This is a genomic window from Rhizobium sp. MHM7A, assembly GCF_005862215.1.
Taxonomy (GTDB): domain Bacteria; phylum Pseudomonadota; class Alphaproteobacteria; order Rhizobiales; family Rhizobiaceae; genus Rhizobium; species Rhizobium bangladeshense.
Genome location: NZ_VCHT01000002.1, coordinates 429097 through 447519 on the forward strand (window position 1 = coordinate 429097; position 18423 = coordinate 447519).

The 18423-nt window shown below is 60.6% G+C and carries 17 protein-coding genes and 1 other RNA gene; 9 read left to right on the plus strand and 9 right to left on the minus strand.

Going from position 1 to position 18423, the window contains the following annotated elements; all coding sequences use genetic code 11:
• Nucleotides 1–50 precede the first annotated feature (50 nt).
• Nucleotides 51–1076, plus strand: a complete 1026-nt coding sequence (locus tag FFR93_RS10300) for a metalloregulator ArsR/SmtB family transcription factor (protein ID WP_064711683.1) — start codon at nucleotides 51–53, stop codon at nucleotides 1074–1076.
• 1 nt (nucleotide 1077) lies between these two features.
• Complete coding sequence (gene metF, locus FFR93_RS10305; protein WP_138393145.1) at nucleotides 1078–1980, plus strand: methylenetetrahydrofolate reductase [NAD(P)H]; 903 nt, start codon at nucleotides 1078–1080, stop codon at nucleotides 1978–1980.
• Between the two features lie 457 nt (nucleotides 1981–2437).
• Here metF and FFR93_RS10310 read toward each other — a convergent pair whose 3' ends face one another.
• The 6 genes from FFR93_RS10310 to FFR93_RS40790 form a co-directional block, all read right to left on the minus strand.
• The gene (locus FFR93_RS10310) at nucleotides 2438–3343 is read right to left on the minus strand and encodes a DMT family transporter (RefSeq protein ID WP_138393146.1); all 906 of its coding nucleotides are present in this window, start codon (nucleotides 3341–3343) and stop codon (nucleotides 2438–2440) included.
• A gap of 139 nt (nucleotides 3344–3482) precedes the next feature.
• Complete coding sequence (locus FFR93_RS10315) at nucleotides 3483–4706, minus strand: lytic murein transglycosylase (protein ID WP_138393147.1); 1224 nt, start codon at nucleotides 4704–4706, stop codon at nucleotides 3483–3485.
• A gap of 81 nt (nucleotides 4707–4787) precedes the next feature.
• A complete protein-coding gene (locus FFR93_RS10320; protein WP_138393148.1) occupies nucleotides 4788–5585 on the minus strand; it encodes a GH25 family lysozyme in 798 nt (265 codons plus the stop codon).
• Nucleotides 5586–5712: 127 nt separating this feature from the next.
• Nucleotides 5713–6387 (minus strand): class I SAM-dependent methyltransferase, encoded by a 675-nt coding sequence (locus FFR93_RS10325; RefSeq protein WP_064711533.1) that lies wholly within the window; start codon nucleotides 6385–6387, stop codon nucleotides 5713–5715.
• Nucleotides 6384–7628 (minus strand): DUF3419 family protein, encoded by a 1245-nt coding sequence (locus tag FFR93_RS10330; protein WP_138393149.1) that lies wholly within the window; start codon nucleotides 7626–7628, stop codon nucleotides 6384–6386. The genes FFR93_RS10325 and FFR93_RS10330 overlap by 4 nt, the downstream gene beginning before the upstream one ends.
• Before the next feature lie 45 nt (nucleotides 7629–7673).
• The gene (locus FFR93_RS40790; protein ID WP_156665755.1) at nucleotides 7674–7823 is read right to left on the minus strand and encodes a hypothetical protein; all 150 of its coding nucleotides are present in this window, start codon (nucleotides 7821–7823) and stop codon (nucleotides 7674–7676) included.
• Here FFR93_RS40790 and FFR93_RS10335 point away from each other — a divergent pair.
• On the plus strand, nucleotides 7822–9243 hold the full coding sequence (locus tag FFR93_RS10335; RefSeq protein WP_138393150.1) for a serine hydrolase: 1422 nt from the start codon (nucleotides 7822–7824) through the stop codon (nucleotides 9241–9243). The two genes, FFR93_RS40790 and FFR93_RS10335, sit on opposite strands and share 2 nt — an antisense overlap.
• Before the next feature lie 119 nt (nucleotides 9244–9362).
• Here the strand turns inward: FFR93_RS10335 and FFR93_RS10340 are convergent, their stop codons facing one another.
• From FFR93_RS10340 to FFR93_RS10350, 3 genes are all read right to left on the minus strand, one after another.
• Nucleotides 9363–10295: a lytic transglycosylase domain-containing protein gene (locus tag FFR93_RS10340; RefSeq protein ID WP_138393151.1), complete on the minus strand. Its 933-nt coding sequence runs from the start codon at nucleotides 10293–10295 to the stop codon at nucleotides 9363–9365.
• A gap of 359 nt (nucleotides 10296–10654) precedes the next feature.
• Nucleotides 10655–11290, minus strand: coding sequence for a LysE family translocator (locus FFR93_RS10345; protein ID WP_138393152.1), 636 nt, complete (start codon nucleotides 11288–11290; stop codon nucleotides 10655–10657).
• 58 nt (nucleotides 11291–11348) lie between these two features.
• Nucleotides 11349–12560 (minus strand): pyrophosphate--fructose-6-phosphate 1-phosphotransferase, encoded by a 1212-nt coding sequence (locus tag FFR93_RS10350; protein ID WP_138393153.1) that lies wholly within the window; start codon nucleotides 12558–12560, stop codon nucleotides 11349–11351.
• A gap of 385 nt (nucleotides 12561–12945) precedes the next feature.
• On the opposite strand from FFR93_RS10350, the gene FFR93_RS10355 reads away from it, so the two are divergent.
• The 6 genes from FFR93_RS10355 (at nucleotide 12946) to rnpB (ending at nucleotide 18144) form a co-directional block, all read left to right on the plus strand.
• Nucleotides 12946–13653, plus strand: coding sequence for a DnaJ family molecular chaperone (locus tag FFR93_RS10355; protein WP_064705603.1), 708 nt, complete (start codon nucleotides 12946–12948; stop codon nucleotides 13651–13653).
• The gene (locus FFR93_RS10360; RefSeq protein WP_064711539.1) at nucleotides 13650–14411 is read left to right on the plus strand and encodes an N-acetylmuramoyl-L-alanine amidase; all 762 of its coding nucleotides are present in this window, start codon (nucleotides 13650–13652) and stop codon (nucleotides 14409–14411) included. Before FFR93_RS10355 ends, FFR93_RS10360 begins: the two co-directional genes overlap by 4 nt.
• A 261-nt stretch (nucleotides 14412–14672) precedes the next feature.
• A complete protein-coding gene (locus tag FFR93_RS10365) occupies nucleotides 14673–15200 on the plus strand; it encodes a lytic transglycosylase domain-containing protein (protein WP_064705601.1) in 528 nt (175 codons plus the stop codon).
• Nucleotides 15201–15316: 116 nt separating this feature from the next.
• On the plus strand, nucleotides 15317–16504 hold the full coding sequence (locus FFR93_RS10370) for an FAD-dependent oxidoreductase (protein ID WP_138393154.1): 1188 nt from the start codon (nucleotides 15317–15319) through the stop codon (nucleotides 16502–16504).
• Between the two features lie 10 nt (nucleotides 16505–16514).
• Entirely contained in the window at nucleotides 16515–17690 is a 1176-nt protein-coding gene (locus FFR93_RS10375) for an FAD-dependent oxidoreductase (protein ID WP_138393155.1), read from the plus strand.
• Between the two features lie 56 nt (nucleotides 17691–17746).
• An RNA gene (gene rnpB, locus FFR93_RS10380) (RNase P RNA component class A) lies at nucleotides 17747–18144 on the plus strand.
• Nucleotides 18145–18423: the final 279 nt, after the last annotated feature.

Below are 18423 nucleotides of genomic sequence, written 5' to 3' on the forward strand. Positions count from 1 at the left end.
CCGCCGTTTAAATCACATAAAGATATCTTTATATGTTGATTGGGCTGATGATGAGCGAACCCTTGAAGCTTGGACTGGATGGGCTTGTGGACGTCTTGAAGGCGGCCGGCGAACCCACGCGCCTGCGTCTTCTGGCGCTTCTCGACGGCGGCGACTTGACGGTGACCGATCTTACCGAAATTCTCGGTCAATCTCAGCCCCGTATTTCCCGCCACCTGAAGCTGCTCGGCGAGGCCGAACTGATTGAACGCTACCAGGAGGGCGCCTGGGCCTACTTCCGTCTCAAGCAGGACGGCAAGGCAGCAATGCTCGTTCGGGCGTTGCTCAAGCATGTCTCCGAGAACGATCCGACCATCCTTCGCGATGGCGAGCGGCTGTCGGCGGTCAAGCGCCAGCGGGCCGAGCGGGCACAGGCCTATTTCAGCCGCAACGCTGCTGAATGGGACGAACTTCGCCGCCTGCATGCCGCCGACGAGGAGGTCGACGCCGCCGTCATCCGTCTGCTCGGCAACCAGCCGATCGATTCGCTGCTCGATCTCGGCACCGGAACCGGTCGCATCCTCGAACTCCTATCCGGGCTCTACCGGCGGGCGATCGGCGTCGACGCCAGCCGCGACATGCTGAGTGTGGCGCGCGCCAACCTCGACAAGTCCCGCATCACCAAGGCGACGGTGCGCCACGCCGATATTCTGAACCTGCCGTTCGAGGGGCAGGATTTCGATCTGGTGACGATTCATCAGGTCCTGCATTTTTTCGACCAGCCGGAGATTGCGATTACGGAAGCGGCGCGCATGCTCCGGCCGGGCGGCCGGCTCGTGGTCATCGATCTTGCGCCGCACACGCTCGAATATCTCCGCGACGAGCATGCGCACGTCCGGCTCGGCTTCTCGCACCAGTCGATGTCCGATTGGCTGCGCAAGGCCGGGCTCGATGTCGAGCAGGTCGTCGACCTTCATCCGGGTCAGCAGGGCGGGCAGGGGCTGACGGTCACCGTCTGGCTCGCGCGCGATCCGAGGCGCCTCATGGCTTCGCAGACGAGCGAAGGCGCCGAACCTACATTTGCCGGGAGAGTATGACATGGCTTTGAAAAACGAAGCACGCGGGCGCAACATCGGGATCTCTTTCGAATTCTTCCCGCCGAAATCGGAAGAGATGGAAGGCCAGCTTTGGGAGACCGTCAGCAAGCTGCAGGACTGGGAGCCGGATTTCGTATCGGTGACCTATGGCGCCGGCGGCACGACCAAGGCGCCGACCCTGTCGACCGTCACGCGCTTCCTGGCGCAGACGCCGCTTGCCACCGCATCTCATCTGACCTGCGTCGGCGCGACGAAGGAAGAGACGCATCAGGTGATAGATACATTCCGCAATGCCGGCGTGACGCATTTCGTGGCGTTGCGCGGTGATGCGCCCGGCGGCGCTGGCGCGCCCTACGCGCCGCACCCCGGGGGGTATGCCAACGCGGCCGAGTTGGTGGCCGGGCTCAAGGAGATCGGAAATTTCGAGATCTCGGTCTCCGCCTATCCCGAAAAGCATCCTGAGAGCCGCGATACGGCCGCCGATATCGAGATGCTGAAGCGCAAGGCCGACAACGGCGCCGACCGGGCGCTAACGCAGTTCTTCTTCGACAACGACAATTTCGAGCGTTACCTGGAGCGAGTGCGCGCTGCCGGCATCTCGATCCCGATCGTGCCCGGCATCATGCCGATCCAGAACCTGACTCAACTGAAGCGTTTCGCCGGCGCCTGCGGCACGGTCATCCCCGCCTTCCTCGACGAACGTTTTTCCGGCTTCGACGACAAGCCCGAGGAACGGGCGAAGGTCGCGGCCGACGTTGCCGCCGAACAGATCGAGGATCTCGTCCGGCGCGGCATCGATGAGTTCCATCTCTATACAATGAACCGCGCGCCGCTGGTTTCCGCGGTGCTCGAAAATCTCGGCTTGTCCCGTCGGGCGATAAAGAGCGCGGGCGCAGCGGCCTGATTTTCCGCAACATTCAAAAGTGAAAAAGCGCATGTCGGGCGGGACATGCGCTTTTCGTTGGCGGATTGATCAGGGGAGTTTAGGCACTATCAGCGTACACGCCCGCCACCCCGCTCAAATGAAGAGCATGGATAGGACGAAAACGAACGCTGCACTGACCAACAGAACATTCAAGGATTGCGTGAGTCCCATGTCTGTCTCCTCGCGTTAACCGGCTGATATTATGTCTGAAATATGTCGGTTGGAAAGCGAATTGTATGCTGCGCCGCCGAAATGGGCGGTGGATGAGTCGAACATCGTTTTCGCAAGCTGTTGGAAAAGATCGATAATCTTCACCTAATTTTTGTTCACACATTTTAACGCGGCGTTAAATCAGGCGATTACGGATTTACCTGTGAGCCTAAAACATGGCAGGCTTCGCAAGTGGTTGAAAGCATAGACGAAATGCAACCGCCGGTCAGGCGGGTTTCACCAGCGCGCGATAGGCGCGGCCATCGAGGATGACGAGGCCGAAACCGATCAGCGCCATGCCGGCGAATTCGCCAAGCGCCAGCCGTTCACCGAGAAAGAGCACGCCGAGAAGGATTGCGCTTGGCGGCACCAGCAGAGTGACAAGCGAGGCGTTCGTGGCGCCAGCCGCCGCCATGATCCGGAAATAGAGAATGTAGGCGAAAGCGGTCGATACCAGCGCCAGCGCCAGAACGGCGAAAACGATATCGAGCGGCGGCAAGGAGAGCGTCCAAGGGCGATCGGCCAGCAATGAGAGCGGCAAGGTAATTAGCGAGGATGCGGTCAACTGGCCGGCGGCGGTGACTGGTGCCGGAACGTCCTTGAACCGCTTTCCGTAGATGGCTGCGAACCCGTAGGAGATGGCGGCAAGCACGGGAAGCAGCAGCGCCCAAAGGGGTGCTTGGCCGCTGGCTGACAGTCCGGGGCCGATCAGCACGATCGTTCCGGCCAGGCCGACGAGGCAGCCTGCGATCTTGGCAGAGGACAGCTTTTCGTCGGAGGTGAGGTAATTGGCGATCAGCACGGTCCAGATCGGCGTCGTGGCGTTGAGGATCGCCGCAAGGCCGGCGCCGATTCGGGTCTGGCCGAAGAAGATCAGAGCATGCGGCAGAGCATTGTTGATCAGCCCGAGGATCAGGAATTCGCGCCAGCGGGATTTCAGGGTCTGATAGACGTCTAAACGGCCGGCGATATAAATGTGCAATGCGAGCCCGGCCAGCAGCAGCCGGAGGAAGACGAGGGTCAGCGGCGGGATATGCTGGACGGCGATGCGCGCGAAGAAAAAGGAGCCGCCCCAGATGAGACCGAGCAGGAGCAGCAGACTCCAGGTCCACGCGTTCATTCTGGTGTCCATGCCGTCCTCCTCCATCCCAAGCCGCATCGTCACCGTCTCGTCCAATTCCGGCGTCGCTGCTCACCATAATGGTTTAACGGGCAGGGAAAGCGGCGCCACCCGTTTCTTGCGAAGCGAGCGGCGGGAGTGTCAGCGGCGATTAGAGAGCGTTGAGAAGGGCGGGCGTCGCCCAGCCGTCTGCCGGCATGCCCAACCGCTGCTGCTCCTTCTGGATCGCGACACGCGTGCCGGAACCGAGGATGCCGTCGATCTCGCCGACATCATGTCCGAGCGACTGCAGCTTGCTCTGCAGCGTCTTCATCTGGTCATTGGCGAGCCCTTGTTCCGGTGTGCCCTTCAGGTAAGTCGGGGCGCCAGAAAGGCGGGTCGCGAAATAGGCGGCCGAAGTCGTGTAGATGAACGACTTGTTCCATTCGAGATAGATCTTGAAATTCGGATAGGCAATGAAGGCCGGTCCCATGCGGCCCTGCGGCAGCACGAGGTCGCCTTCGAGATTGCCGAAGCCCGTGTTGCCGTCGCGCGGCTTCACGCCGAGCGCGAACCACTCGCTGGCCTTCATCGTGCCGCCAAGGCCGGATTTCTCGAAGGGTAGGTTGTCGGGCAAGGTCACTTCCTGCAGCCAGGGCTGACCGCGCTCGAAACCGAGATGCTGGATGAATTTCGCTGCCGTCAGAATGGCGTCCGGGCTGCTTTGCTTCAGGCGGACGTGGCCGTCGCCGTCACCATCCATGCCATAGGCGATGATGTCGCGCGGCAGCATCTGTACCTGGCCGATCTCGCCGGCCCAGGCGCCGGTGTTGGTGGCGGGGTCGAGGTCGCCGTGCTGGACCATTTCGATGAGGGCGATAAGCTGCGGACGGAAGAGTTCCGGGCGGCGGCAGTCGTGCGACAGGGTCACCAGAGCGTTGCGAGTGTTGAAATCGCCCTGGACAGCGCCGAAGTCGGTTTCCATCGCCCAGAAGGCGGTGATGACGCCGGGGGGCACGCCGAACTCCTGCTCGGCCCGGGCAAAGACGTCGGCATATTGCTTCATTTTCTGGCGGCCGATGTCGAGGCGGGCCTGGCTGACGGTGCGCTGGGAGAATTCGAGGAAGGTCTGCTTGAAGACGCCTTGGGCGCGATCGCGGCTCAGGACCTTCTGATCGACCTCGGCGCCGGCGAGCGCCTCATCGGCGGCCGCCGCGCTGGCGCCCGCTGCAATTGCGTCGGCCTTGACGCCCTCGAGGAAGTCGGACAGATCGCCGCCGCAGGGCGCTGCCGACGGGTCGGAGGCAGCTGGCGCCTGCTGGGCGGCCGCGCCGCCTGCAAAAGTAAGGGCAAACAGGAGGGCGAGTGCAGAGCGGCTTGTGAGCGAGCGGTGCATGAATGCGGTCCTTATAGAAAATGGATGCCCGTCGCTTTCACAGAGGAATGTGACGGAAGCAAGAAAGATTGAAAGACGTTACTAGGAATTTGCATCCTTAGAAACGGTCGCGACCCAATTGTTCCAGTTCTTTGCGCTGCCGGCGAAAACGTTAATATCGGTCGGTCCCTTGATGCCGGGAACAACACCGGTCGAGGTATATTGCCAGAAGGCCCAGCGACGGTCGGAGTAAGTCGCTTCCGGGTGTTTTGCCACCGAGCGCACCCAGAAATGATAGTCCTGAAAGTAGCCAACGAGGTTTTCGCGGTGGAAATCGACCGAGCTATAGATGATTGGGCGTTTGCCGTAATAGGCCTCCAGCCGGTCCATAAAGCGCTGCATTTCCGCGCGCACCGTTTCCGGGTCGGGACGATAGCGGCAGGTCTTCGATTCGCCGTTCCATTCGACGTCGAGCACTGGCGGCAGGCGCATGGCGTCCTTCGGCACGTTGCGGATGAACCAGTCGGCCTGCTGGTCGGCCGAGGAGCAGAAATAATAGAAATGATAGGGAGCGTGCGGGATACCGGCGGCGCGAGCCTCGCGCCAGTATTCGTCAAAGCGGGGGTCTAGCCGGTCCTTGCCTTCTGTCGCCTTGATGAAGGCGAAGGCGACGCCGGAAGTCTTCACCGTACTCCAGTCGATATCGCCCTGCCATTTGGAGATGTCGATACCATGAACCGCGTTCTGATGCGGATGCTTTGCTCCGAAATCCTGCGGATCAGTGTCCTTGAAGCGCGTCTTCGGTTTGATCGATGCCGTTTCGAGATAGTCATAACCGGAGGAAGAGCAACCGGCCAGCAGGATGGCCAGGGGCAGAACGCAACACAAAAGCCGGCGCATGGGTATCCCGTCGTGAACCGAATGATCTCTTTGCCCCACAGTCTGACCTTCGAAAACGACGAGCCCAGCAGAGGAATAACCCTCTTTTCACCATATCAACGTAAAAAATCGGTTAGTTTCAAGCGAATTATGAACGCCTGCTGATAATTGCCGCCCGCCAGGCGTAACCGCCGCCGACTGTTTCAAAGGACAGTTGCGCACCGTGTTCCCGGGACTGCGCTTCCAAAACCTCCCGCAGATCGGCGCGGGGAGTGACATGGAATTTCGCAAGCCAGGCCTGCAGAATGCTTCGGAACCAGCGCGGCAGGGCTTCTTGCTGGCCGAAATCGACAATATGCAACTGGCCGCCGGGATTGAGCGCGGCGATCGATGCATCGACGGCGCGTTCCCAATCGGGAATCATCGACAGAGCATAGGAAATCAGGATGCGGTCGAAGCCACTGACACCGAATTCACGCGGCGTAAACGCCGTGGCGTCGGCGACGCGGAACTCCGGAATCGTCGCCTTGGTGGCGAAGGTCTTGCGCGCCGAAATCAGCATTTCCTGGGAGATATCGAGGCCGAACAGCTTGGCGCTCGGGAAATGCCGATGAGCCAAAGCCATGTTGCGTCCCGTGCCGCAGCCGACTTCGAGCAAGGTGCCGCCGTCAGGCACGTCGAGATTGCGGATCGTGCTGTCGCGCCCAAGCAGGTAGTATTTCCGCGTCAGGTCGTAGATATGGCGCTGGTAGCGGTACATGCCATCCATGAGGCTGGCATGCTGCCCGCTCTTTTCCGCCGTCTCAGCGCCGGCTTTGCTCACGCCTTTTTCCCGTAGATGTGGAAGCCGCCGTAGATCGCCGAGCGGTCGAGCGCGCTCAGCTCTCGCGACTTCTCCTCGAAGTAGTCCCATTGGTCGCGGATCGAAGGAGAGAGACGACCTTCGATAATGCTCCTTTCGGCGGCGGTGCGGAAGATCACGCGTGCGCCTTCACGGGCAGTGCGGGTGATCTCGCGCCAGACGTCGTTCAATTGGTCGTCGGTCATCCAGTCCTGCGCGTCGAGCAGGATGTAGCGGTCACGCGAGGCCGCCGGCTCGCGAGCCAGAAGTTCGGTAAAGCTTGCATGGTGGACGTTGACGCGATCCACATTGGCGCGGATCACCTCGTAATGCTCGGGCCTCAGATAGGTCGGCAGCGGGCCTTCTTCCTCCATGCCGTAGCGGCGGCCGAAGGCCTGCCAGGCGAAATAGTTGTCGCGCATCGGGAAATGACAGGCGAGCTTTTCCAGGCGGTGCTTGAGCACCGGCGCGATCGATTGATCGGCGGCAAGGCTTGCAAGCTCGTCATATTGCTGCGGCGGAATCCCGAGACCGAAGAGCGAGCTTTTGCGGCCAGTGATCCAGCGTACGACCGGCTTCTCGAACAGGGGTGCGATCTGCTCGTCGAAGAACTGACGCTGCTCGCGGATCGAGCGGGTTTTGGTCATTTCGCGGAGCTTGACGCCGTGCAGACGGGCAAGGAGATGGGCTGCGCCGATGAAGCGGCCGAGCAGGCCCGTTTCATAGATATTGCGGTCGAAGACGGTGACGCGGCGGCGGCCGAACTTGCGGCCGTTCCAGTAACTGCGCGTCGTCTCGTCGAGCTTGGCGGCGAGATGCTGATCGTAGGAGCGGCTGTTCGACTTCTCATTCGGCATTGCCAGGAACCGGACGAGATCGGCGTGACCGGGAAGGTATTTGAACGCGGCAAGCTTCAAGCGGTTCAGCGCAATGTGGTGCGGATTGAGATCGACGACGTCGATCGAGGCCGGTGCCCTGGAGAGATAGGCGAGCATGTTGCAGCCGCCGGAGCCGATGGTGACGATGCGATGATTTGGCTGCAGCTCCATCGCCTGCATGTCAAGATCCGGATCCTCCCAGATCTGCGGGTAGACGAGGCCGGAGAAGAGGAGACCGAAGAGACGCTCGGAAAAGCCATCCTTCGAAAAAGCCTTGTGGCGGAGAAGGGCGTCCTTGAGTTTCCGGTTCTTGCGGAAGCCGGCATCCGGTGCAAATTCTGACATGAGTCTGTCACCTTTTTAGCGTTCAGGGCGTGTAGCGCGCCACTGCTACAGTTTGATGACGCGGGCTGTGGGCCTGCGCTGTTGGAAGACATCCTCCTCCTCGGAAAGTGATCGGGGTGAGGGATCTTCTTCGCGCCGCCCCCTTTCCGGCAGGGGGAAATCCTGCTTCTCTCCGGTCATTCGGAGGAATGTCATGCGATTTGTCCTGCGTGCCCTGAAGGCGCTTGCTCTCCTTCTCGTTTTCACTGTCGTTGCCGGCGCCGCCTGGCTGTTCATCTGGCCGCCGGAACTTCTGCGCGTCGGTGACGGCTATGCCGCCAAGATCGTCTGCTCCAATGTGTTCATCGCCGGAAGGAATGCGGAGGAGGTGCTGGAGGACGACGTGCAGGCGCCGGGAAATCCGTTGCTGCGGCTCGTGCGCGTCAGCGTCGACCGTGACGACAACCGTGTGACCGCGCGCTTCATGGGTCTGTTTGCTTCGAGTTACGCGCTCTACCGCGGCGCTTTTGGGTGCACGAGCGTGCCCGACGGCGATTTCGAGGCGGCGGCGAATGCCGTACCTTTCGACGCGCCGGCAAAAATGGAGGCGAGCGCGGCGTTGTGGCCGGAAGGCGAGGGCATCGGCGGTCGAGACGAAAATATCGCCGCGGTGCTTACTGATACAGCACTTGCCGGACCGGCGATGCGGGCGATCGTGGTGGTGCGTGATGGCCGTATCGTCGCCGAAGCCTACGGCTCCGGATTTTCAGCGAAGACGCCGTTGATCGGCTGGTCGATGACGAAGACGGTGAATGCGGCCGTCCTCGGCCGGTTGATGCTCGATGGCAAGATTTCTTTTGACGATGATCATCTGCTGGCGCAGTGGAAGGACGATCAGCGCGCCAGGATCAAGGTATCCGATCTTCTCGGCATGGAGAGCGGCCTTGCCTTCAAGGAGAACTATGGCACAGTCGCTGACGTGACGCGCATGCTCTATCTCGACCCCGACATGGTGTCGCTGCCGGCGAGTGCGCCGATGGAAGCGGCCCCGGGCCAGCGCTTCCGCTATTCGAGCGGCACGGCGGTGCTCTTGTCGCGCATCTGGATGGACCGGGTCGGTAATGCCCCGGCGGCTTTTTCATACCCGCACGACGCGCTCTTCTCTCCGCTCGGCATGACGAGCGCCGTCTTCGAACTCGACGCGCGGGGCACCTTTGTTGGAAGCTCCTATCTCTACGCGACGGCGCATGACTGGGCGCGCTTCGGGCAGTTCCTGCTGCAGGATGGCGTGTGGAACGGTCAGCGGTTGCTGCCGGAGGGTTTCGTCGGCGCTATGCGCACACCGACGGCGGCGTCGAACGGCCGGTATACGCAAGGCCAGGCTTGGCTCGCGCCAGGTGGTTCAAACGCGGCGTTCGGGCTGCCGGAGGATACGTTCTGGCTCACGGGGCATGACGGGCAGAGCGTGGCGATCGTGCCTTCCGCCAATCTGATCGTCGTCCGGCTCGGCCTGACGCCGGGCTGGCTCGGTTATCAGCCGCAGATGCTTCTCAAGGCGATTCTAGCGGCGTCGCCGCAACCGGGAGGGGCGCAACAGGAGGCCGGATCGCAGCAACGGACGCAAGCGCAGCCATAGAGCGGCGTGAGTTCCTTTCGGGCGCAAAAAGCACGCTCCAACACTTTGAATCTGTGCATCGTACATTCCCGAGAATCCGATCCGGGCGTTTACACGTCAAAGCATTTCAGTCTTTGTTGTCAGTAATTGCCTTGGGCAATGTCGTTCATGCCCTTGCGCTTGGCGTCGTAATAATAGCCACGGGCATAGAGTCGTACGGCGTCGTCTTCCTTGTTGTCGGAGACGAGCCAGGCGCCGCGCAGATATTTCGCGGCATATTTGATGTTGGTCTCTGCGTCGAATAGGCCGCCCGGCGCACCGTCATAGCCCATGGACTTGGCGGTGTTGTATTTGATCTGCATGAGGCCGAAATATCCGCGCTTGTTGTAAGCTTTCGGATTGTAGCGGCTTTCGCGATGGACGACGCGGTGGAGCAGCGTTTCAGGGATTTCGTAAATCTTAGAGTATTTCTGGATGAGCTTGGTGACGAAGCTCTTCTCGACGGTCGGCGCATCATCCTTGTCGTCGTCGCTGAACATCGGGGGAGCCGTCGGCGGATCGATCGGCCCGGATTCGTCGAAGCCGTAATCCATGGAACGCGGCGTCGTGTCGACTGCGGCCAGTGCCGCAAGCGCGTTGTTCTGTGGGGTGGCGGCAAAAGCGAGCTGCGTCGCCGGCTGTGCCGGCCGCGGCGTCGGCACGACGGACTGGATCGCCGTCATCTCGGGGGTCAGCGGGATCTGCGCATAGGCCGCCGGCTGGATCCCTGCCTGCATGGTCAGATCGGCAGGCTGAGACGGCGCAACTGCCGGCATTGCCGTTGCGACGAGGGAGGGGCCCGCCGGCGTCTGGGGAAGGGCGGCGATTGCCTGGCCGACAACACCTTCTGCGGTCGGGACCGCGGCAAGTGTCGCGTCTTCGCCGGGCTTCGGCGTCGGCACCACGGTCTGAGCAGCTGTGAGTTCGGCCTGAGAGGTATATTCGACGCTGGTGCAGCCGGTCATTACGCCACAGCAGAGCACCGTGGAAACGACAAGACTGCGTTTCAGCCCGGATAATCCGATCGCTACCATTCCGTCACTTTCGTGAAATCGCGCCGCCCCGGCAGCGTTATAAAAGTTACTAAAAAGCTTTAACCTGACGACCCCATTAACGTATTCGTGGCATTCCGGCAACCACGGATTATTTTGAGAGCCTTTCCCGATTAGCCGGCACGTTTCACCCAACCCTCCCGCAGATTTGCCCGACAATGCAAGACTTCAGACTCGCCGGACGCACTTATCGCTTCGCCAGCGAAGTGGTGTGGCCGGGCATCTCTAGCCAAGATCGAAGGCGATCGGCACGGACGTACCAGGAGGTTTGCTCGTCGCCAACGCCTTTGACCTGACGAAACCCTGCTCCGGCAGAATGCTTCAAGCTGATCGGGAAGGCTCTAAGCTGCAATACGGCGATATCCGGCGGTGACAGCACCTGCAGCGATCAGCAAGGTGCCTCCGGTCCGGTTCACCGCACGCTGGACACTCGCCTTGCGAATCAGTCCGCGAGCGGAGTGGGCGAGAAACGCGTAGGTGGCGGCGTTGAGGATCGCCAGCACGAGGAAGGTCACTTCCATGATGGCCATCTGCCCGAGGAAGGGCAGGACCGGATTGAGGAACTGCGGTACGAAGGCGACGAAGAAGACGATGCTCTTCGGATTGAGAGCAGTAACGACATAGGCGTGGAGGAAGATCTTGAGCGATTTTTCCTCCGGCAGATTATCGTTGTCAGCGACCGGCTCGCCGATAACGGGAGCCCGCCAGAGCTTGAATCCCAGCCAGATCAGGTAGGCTCCACCGATCCACTTCAACAGGGTGAAGAGGGTGGCGGAAGTGGCAAGCACCGCGCCGAGGCCGAAGAGAGACGCGGTCATGGCGGTAAAGTCGCCAAGCGCCACGCCGCTCACCGTCGCAAAGGCCGTCCGGCGGCCATGGCCAAGCGCATAGGAAACGACGAGCAGTATCGTCGGCCCCGGTATGGCCAGCATGATGGCGGATGCGGCAGCAAAAGCGAGCCAGGCTTCAAGCGACATGGAATCTCCTCCTATTCCGTCGGGAATAAGCAAAGACACCATATTAACCATCCGTCAATCATGCTTCTTTGTATTTCTGCCCTATATTGTCCATGACTTCGGCAAACCATGCCGTAGACAGGTCAAAAGCTTTGCCACCTTTGATGCGGGGAAATTCTATAGTGCGCAACTTACCGTTCTGCGCCTCGTCATGGCCGGTGACGCCGGAGACCTTGTTGAGAGCGCTTTCGACGGCGAGATCGACCATGCTCTGGATCAGCCTTAGGTCGTCGCCGTTGGCTGGCGCCGAGCGAGCGAAGTAGCCCGATTTCTGCACAAGCGAACGTTCGGCGTTCAGAAGGTTGGCGAACTGCTTCTGGAACCAGGCGCCGACATTGATCGTGTCGATCTTCACGTGGCCGAAAGCGTCGCGCTTGACGGTCTCGCCTGCAGCTTCGCGCTCGGCGACGATAGCGTCGAGGCAGGCCCCTTCCGAGACGAAGACGGTGGCATGGCCGGTGCGGTCCATAATTTCTTTGAGGCGAGCGGCCTCGGCGTCGAGGTCGAAAGCCATTTCGGGCAGATAGACGGCGTCGACACCCTTCAGTTGCGAATCCATCATCAGGCCGTCGACATATTGATTGTGTCTGGTGCGCTGGAGGTAGGCGCGGGCGGTGGCGGCTGTCAGCCAGCCGCAATGGCGTCCCATGACCTCATGGATGACGAGGGTGCGGGGGGCGGCGGTCTGTTCGTTGCCGACATTATCGAAGAAGTAGGCGCCAACCTCCGCGGCCGTCCAGGCGCCGAGCGACTGGCGGATGGGCACGACATCGTTGTCGACCGTCTTCGGCAAACCGACGACGGTCAGGTCGTAGCCGTTGGCGGCGAGGTAAGCAGCAAGGTCGGCGGCCGTAGTATTGGTGTCGTCGCCTCCGATCGTGTGGAGAATGGTGATGCCGTCGCCTGCAAGACGTTCGGCGGCGACCCTCAGCGGATTCTCGCCTTCCTTGACAAGGCCGCGCTTGACGCAGTCGGCGGCATTGGTGAGCTTGACGCGGCTGTTGCCGATGGGGGAGCCGCCATAGCGGTGCAGCAGCGGCGCTTTTTCACGCATTTGACCGGTGATCTCGATGCCTTCGCCGAGCAGAACGCCCTGATAGCCAGACTTGTAGGCGACTATGTCGAGGTGAGGCGCGACGTCGCTGTAGCGTTCGATAAGGCCGCCAACAGCAGAGGAGAGACAGGGCGCCAGGCCTCCGGCGGTCAGCATTGCGACTTTCTGTTTGGCCATGATTCCTCCTATGGTGTTCGGTGCGGCAGCGTTAGCTACCGCATGGATGCGGCAGGGAAAGGGCTCTGTAAAGTAAAGAATTTACGAAAAACGCGGCTTTTTACCGGGTTGAACGCTGAAGGTGGCGCGAAGCATCGATATAATCGGTTCAAGCTCAATTTGCCTGTCGGGAACTGTTTGTGGAAATCGGCGGTTAAGCCTTGAGGAAGCTGTGGGCAATCTTCTCCTGACAGATCAGTGAAGGCGATCGATCGCTTGCTGCAACGCAATAATTACCGAATTGTGAAAAGTGTTTTCGATCCTATGACCAAACGTCGCCTTGCAAAGGCTTAGATTCTTTGGTCAAGCTGATTGCCATACTTGACTAACGTGCGAGAGATTTTCGATGTCCTTCTGGGAAAAACTGTTGAATGCCATTGGCAATACCGCGGGCAATGCGCTTTCCGCGGTCGTCGAGGCTATCCGAACGGTTTTCGAAGGCGATCCCGAAACCCGGCGCAAAGTGGCTTTCTCCGTGGCGATCATCGCGCTTTCGGCCAAGATGGCCAAGGCCGACGGCATCGTCACCGAGAAGGAGGTCGACGCTTTCCGGGAAATCTTCGAGTTCCCGCCGGATCAAGCGAAAAACGTCGCCAGACTTTATAACCTCGCGCGTCAGGATATTGCCGGCTATGAGGCCTATGCCGAGCGACTCTCCACGCTTTGCATCACCTGTGCAGCCAATTGCACGGTGCTGGAAGACGTGCTCGATGGGCTTTTCCACATCGCCAAGGCCGACGGGCTGATCCATGAGAAGGAACTGAATTTCCTGCGTCACATCGGCGAGATCTTCGAGATGAGCGAGACACGTTTCGAGCAGATCGCCGCTCGCCACGTGTCGTCCGGCGGCGATCCATACAAGGTGCTCGGCGTGTCGCCTTCCGACGATTTTCCGACGATCCGTCGCCGTTACCGAGGCTTGGTCAGCGAACATCATCCGGATCGACTGATCTCGCGCGGGGTGCCGCAGGAGTTCCATTTGATCGCCAACGAGCGCATGGCGGCGCTGAACGCAGCCTATGCTGCGATCGAAAAGGAACGCCGCGCCGCATGACCTCTTTCGAGGCCGATTATCGACGCGCTTCCGTGCGACCGTCACCCAACCACGGCGAGCGGGCGGATGGGCGGCATCCCGATATGATCCTGCTGCATTATACCGGCATGCCGACGGCCGATGGTGCGCTCGACTGGCTCTGTCGGGAGGAGAGCCAGGTTTCCAGCCATTATTTCGTGCACGAGAATGGACAGGTTATCCAACTCGTTCCGGAAGCGCGGCGCGCCTGGCACGCGGGCAAGAGCAGTTGGCATGGCGAGAGCGATATCAATTCGCTGTCGATTGGCATCGAGATCGCCAATGCCGGCCATCCCGGCGGCCTTCCCGACTATCCGAAAGAGCAGATCGCCGCCGTGATCGAATTGTGTCACGACTGTGTCAAACGTTGGTCGATTGCGCCGGAACGGGTGCTCGGCCATTCCGATGTCGCCCCGATTCGCAAGGTCGATCCGGGGGAAAAATTCCCTTGGGCCGAGCTTCATCGGGCGGGTGTAGGCCACTGGGTCGAGCCGGCGATGATTACCGGCGGCCGGTTCTTCCAGCGGGGGGATGCCGGCCAGCCCGTGGAGGCGCTGCAATCGATGCTGTCGCTTTACGGCTACGGCACTGAAATCACAGGCGAATTCTCTGAAAAGACGATGGGAGACGTGGAGGCCTTCCAGCGCCATTTCCGGCCGGAGCGGGTGGATGGGATCGCCGATTTCTCGACGATCGACACGCTGCATCGGCTGCTGTCGGCACTGCCGCGTTACTCTTGAGGGCAGGGCGCGGATCTCGCGGCGGGGTTGCCGTCGTTCGCGAGAAATCCTCCCCGCCACATCATTTCCCTATTATCTCCTCATTGCGATGGTCTAAGGACGCCCGCTGAACGGCGCTTACGGCTGGTTTCAAGTGTAACCATGAGCGCCAAATGAAACGATAAGAATTGCTACGGAACGTGATCAGTCTTGATCACGTATGACCGGATGACGGCGAGGCGCGCAGTCCTGCAATTCTTTGGGTCGGAGTGAAGAGACTATATGAAAAATCTGATTGTTGGTGCTGCGGCATGCTTTAGCATGCTGCTGGCGGGGTATAGCTTTGCCCTGGCTGGTGATGAATGGGGCGTCAGGGCCAAAACTATCTCGCTTAAAACCGTCGATCGCCAGAGCGGCTATCCCACGCCCGATATCTCCACCAGCATCCCCTATGCTGCGCTGATCAACAAATATGCGGCTGAATACAACGTGCCGGTTGCGCTCGCGCAGGCCGTCGTTCGCGTCGAAAGCAATTTCAATCCGAAGGCTCGCGGCAGCGCCGGCGAGATCGGCTTGATGCAGATCAAACCGGCGACGGCGCGGATGATGGGCTATTCCGGGAGGGCCAAAGGGCTGTTCGATCCGGAGACCAACATCAAATATGGCATGAAGTATCTGGCGGCCGCCCATCAGCTCGGCGGTGGACAGACCTGCAACACCATCCTCAAATACAATGCCGGCCATGGCGCGACGCGCATGAACCCGGTGTCGAAGACCTATTGCGGGAAGGTCCTGGCGATGCTCGACTGAGACGCCAGGCGGATCGGAGTTAAATTGTCCGCTGCCGTTTTTCCGATATGAATTGAGACGCTTGCCATGATATCCCACCTCGAAACGGGGTGGGCCACCTCGAGATGAGGTGAAATATGGCAGTTGATTTCAGGTTCATCATCATCGGACGCGGCATGATGGGGGCGGCGGCCGCACGGCATCTCTCCTCGATGGCCGACGGCATCGCACTGATCGGCCCGCCGGAGCCAGGGGAGCGCAAGACCCACCACGGCGTCTTCGCCAGCCACTACGACGAAGCGCGCATAACCCGCACCTTCGACGGCAATCGCGCCTGGGGAAGCTTCGCCGCGCGGGCGCTCGGCCGCTATCGCGCGATCGAGGCGCAGAGCGGCATTTCCTTCTTCTCGGAAGTCGGCTGCCTCTTTGCCGGTCCGCCGCCCAAGGACGAGCAGGACTTTCTTCGCCGGGCGCTGACTGTCAGCCGCACGCTCGGAAGCGATATCGAGATCGTTGCACCGGCAGAGCTCGCTCGCCGTTTTTCCTATCTTAAAGTCAGTCCCGATTTCAGCGGATATTTCGAGCGCAATCGCGCCGGGCACATCAACCCGCGGGCGCTGGTGCGCGCGCAGGCCAGGCTTGCCGAACAGGGCGGCGTCTCTCTGATCGAGGCGACCGCTACATCGGTGCGCGACGCGGGGTCTCATGTCGAGGTGACGGCCGGCGATAGAAGCTACAACGCCGAGCGCGTGCTGGTCGCGGCCGGCGCCTTCAGCAATTTCCATGCCCTGCTGCCGCGGCCCGTCGAACTCAGGGTCATGGCGCGCACAGTTGCCTTCTATGAAATCGGCGAGCGCGAGATGGCTGTTTTCGGCGACATGCCTTCGACGATCGTGCTTGGCGACCGGGACGAGGATCACATCTATATCCTGCCGCCGGTGCGTTATCCCGACGGAAAGACCTATCTGAAGCTCGGCGGCGATACAGAGACAGTTTCCTTCAACCGCCTGGAGGATGCCGGCGCGTGGTTCCGTTCCGACGGGAGTGCGGCCGAGCGCGATCATCTCTCGCGCATCGCCCTGCAACTGATGCCGGAGCTTGCCGGCTGCCCGGTCACTTCGGCACCTTGTCTCGCCAATTTTACGCCAACCGGTTATCCCTATGTCGGATTCACGCAGTTGCCGCGCGTCGCGGTGCTGACCGGCGGCAATTTCGTGGCGGCCAAATCCTCCGACGAACTTGGGCGCCTGGGCGCCGTGCTTCTCAAGGACGGGCAGCTCGGGGACGAGGACTTCGGCCGCGAACTGACGCCGGTCTTCGTTTAAGAGGGATAGGATGACGGTCGATTTCAAATATATCATCGTAGGCCGAGGTCTGATGGGGGCGGCCGCGGCGCGGCATCTGGCGCGGCGGGCGGATGGTGTGGCGGTGATCGGACCGGACGAGCCGGTCGACTGCAAGGCGCATACGGGTGTCTTTGCCAGTCATTACGATGAGGGACGGATTACCCGCACTATCGATCCTGATTGCAACTGGGCGCTGCTCGCAAACCGCTCCATCGGCCGCTACGGCCAGATCGCGAGCGAGAGCGGCATCGACTTCTATCGCGAAGTCGGCTGCGTCGTCGTCGCTCCTGATGGAAGCGATTATCTTGAGAAAACCCGCCATGCCGCCGTTTCGCTCGGAGTCGAGACCAGCCTTCCCGACGAGGCCGGGTTGAAGGCGGCCTTTCCATTCTTTGCCTTTCCCGCCGGAAGCGCGGGTGTCTTCGAGGCGACGGGGGCGGGACATATCAGTCCGCGCAAGCTGGTCAAGGCGCAATCTCTGCTGGCGGAAAGGGCAGGCGCTACGGTGATCCGAGACCATGTCGTCTCAATCCGTGAGGAGGGCGGGCTTACGACCGTCGAAACCTCGGGGGGGCCAACCTATCGCGGCGAGAAAGTGCTGCTGGCGGCGGGCGGATTTTCCATTGCGGAGAATCTGTTGCCGCGGCCGGTTGCCATGACGGTTTATGGCAGGACCGTGACCCTTTTCGAGGTGAGCGAGGCCGATGCGTTTCGCCTTGCAGCAATGCCGTCGCTCATACTCGATGTTCCGGATATGCATATCTATCTATTGCCGCCGATCCGTTATCCCGACGGCAAATTCTACCTGAAGATCGGCGGCGATCCCGATGACCTGGTGTTGCGCGACGACGCGGAGATGCGGGCCTGGTTCAGGACCGAGGGGCGCGAGACCGTGCGCGCGCATCTGAAGCGCATCGTCGCCAAAATCGTGCCCGATCTGGCGCCGCTTTCGATTTCGACGGCCGCCTGCGTCGTCTCCAATACGGAAAGCGGCTATCCGATGATCGGCTATGGTTCTTCGCCTGGGATTGCGGTGCTGACGGGCTGTGCAGGCACCTCAGCCAAGAGTTCAGATGAAATCGGCAGGCTCGGAGCAGAGCTGCTTTTATCAGGCAGAATCAGCGAACAGGGCTACTCCACGGATTTCACACCTTATTTCCGTTAAGACTGTTACCTATATTTCGGTAGCAATTACGGGCTCTCTCAGTTAAGGGAGCCCTGCCAGTTGGCCGGGCAGCCGCGCTTTACCAACGCCGAAAGGCGGTAGAGTGAGGAAAGTCCGGGCTCCACGGAAACACGGTGCCGGATAACGTCCGGCGAGGGCGACCTCAGGGAAAGTGCCACAGAAAGCAAACCGCCTGTCATGACAGGTAAGGGTGAAAGGGTGGGGTAAGAGCCCACCGCATCTCCGGCAACGGATATGGCACGGTAAACCCCACCGGGAGCAAGACCGAATAGGGATGACGCGGTGGGCCGAAAGGCCCTCCGGCCGGTTTCCAGGCCAGTCATCCGGGTGGGTTGCGCGAGGCAGCGTGCGAACGCTGTCCCAGAGGAATGGCTGCCACGTTCCGGTTCGCGCCGGAGCCATACAGAACCCGGCTTACAGGCCAACTGGCGATTAACATTCGTGCTGCGGCATGGCACGATTCCCCTAAGTTGCTGACACAGTGCGTTTTCAAGTGAGAGCTAATGCGTCTATAGGATGCATTTTTGTGTTAGGCAACCTGTGCATGTGTCCGTAAAATCGTGCCGCTAACCCTTTGTTAAACTTAACAGCTTATAAATGTTTGATCATGCGTCCGTTGCAAAATGGGCGTATCCCATTGACGCCCATATGGTCCCATGCTATCCCAAATACGCACTGCATCGGGGCAATCATTTGCCCATTCATCGCAAAG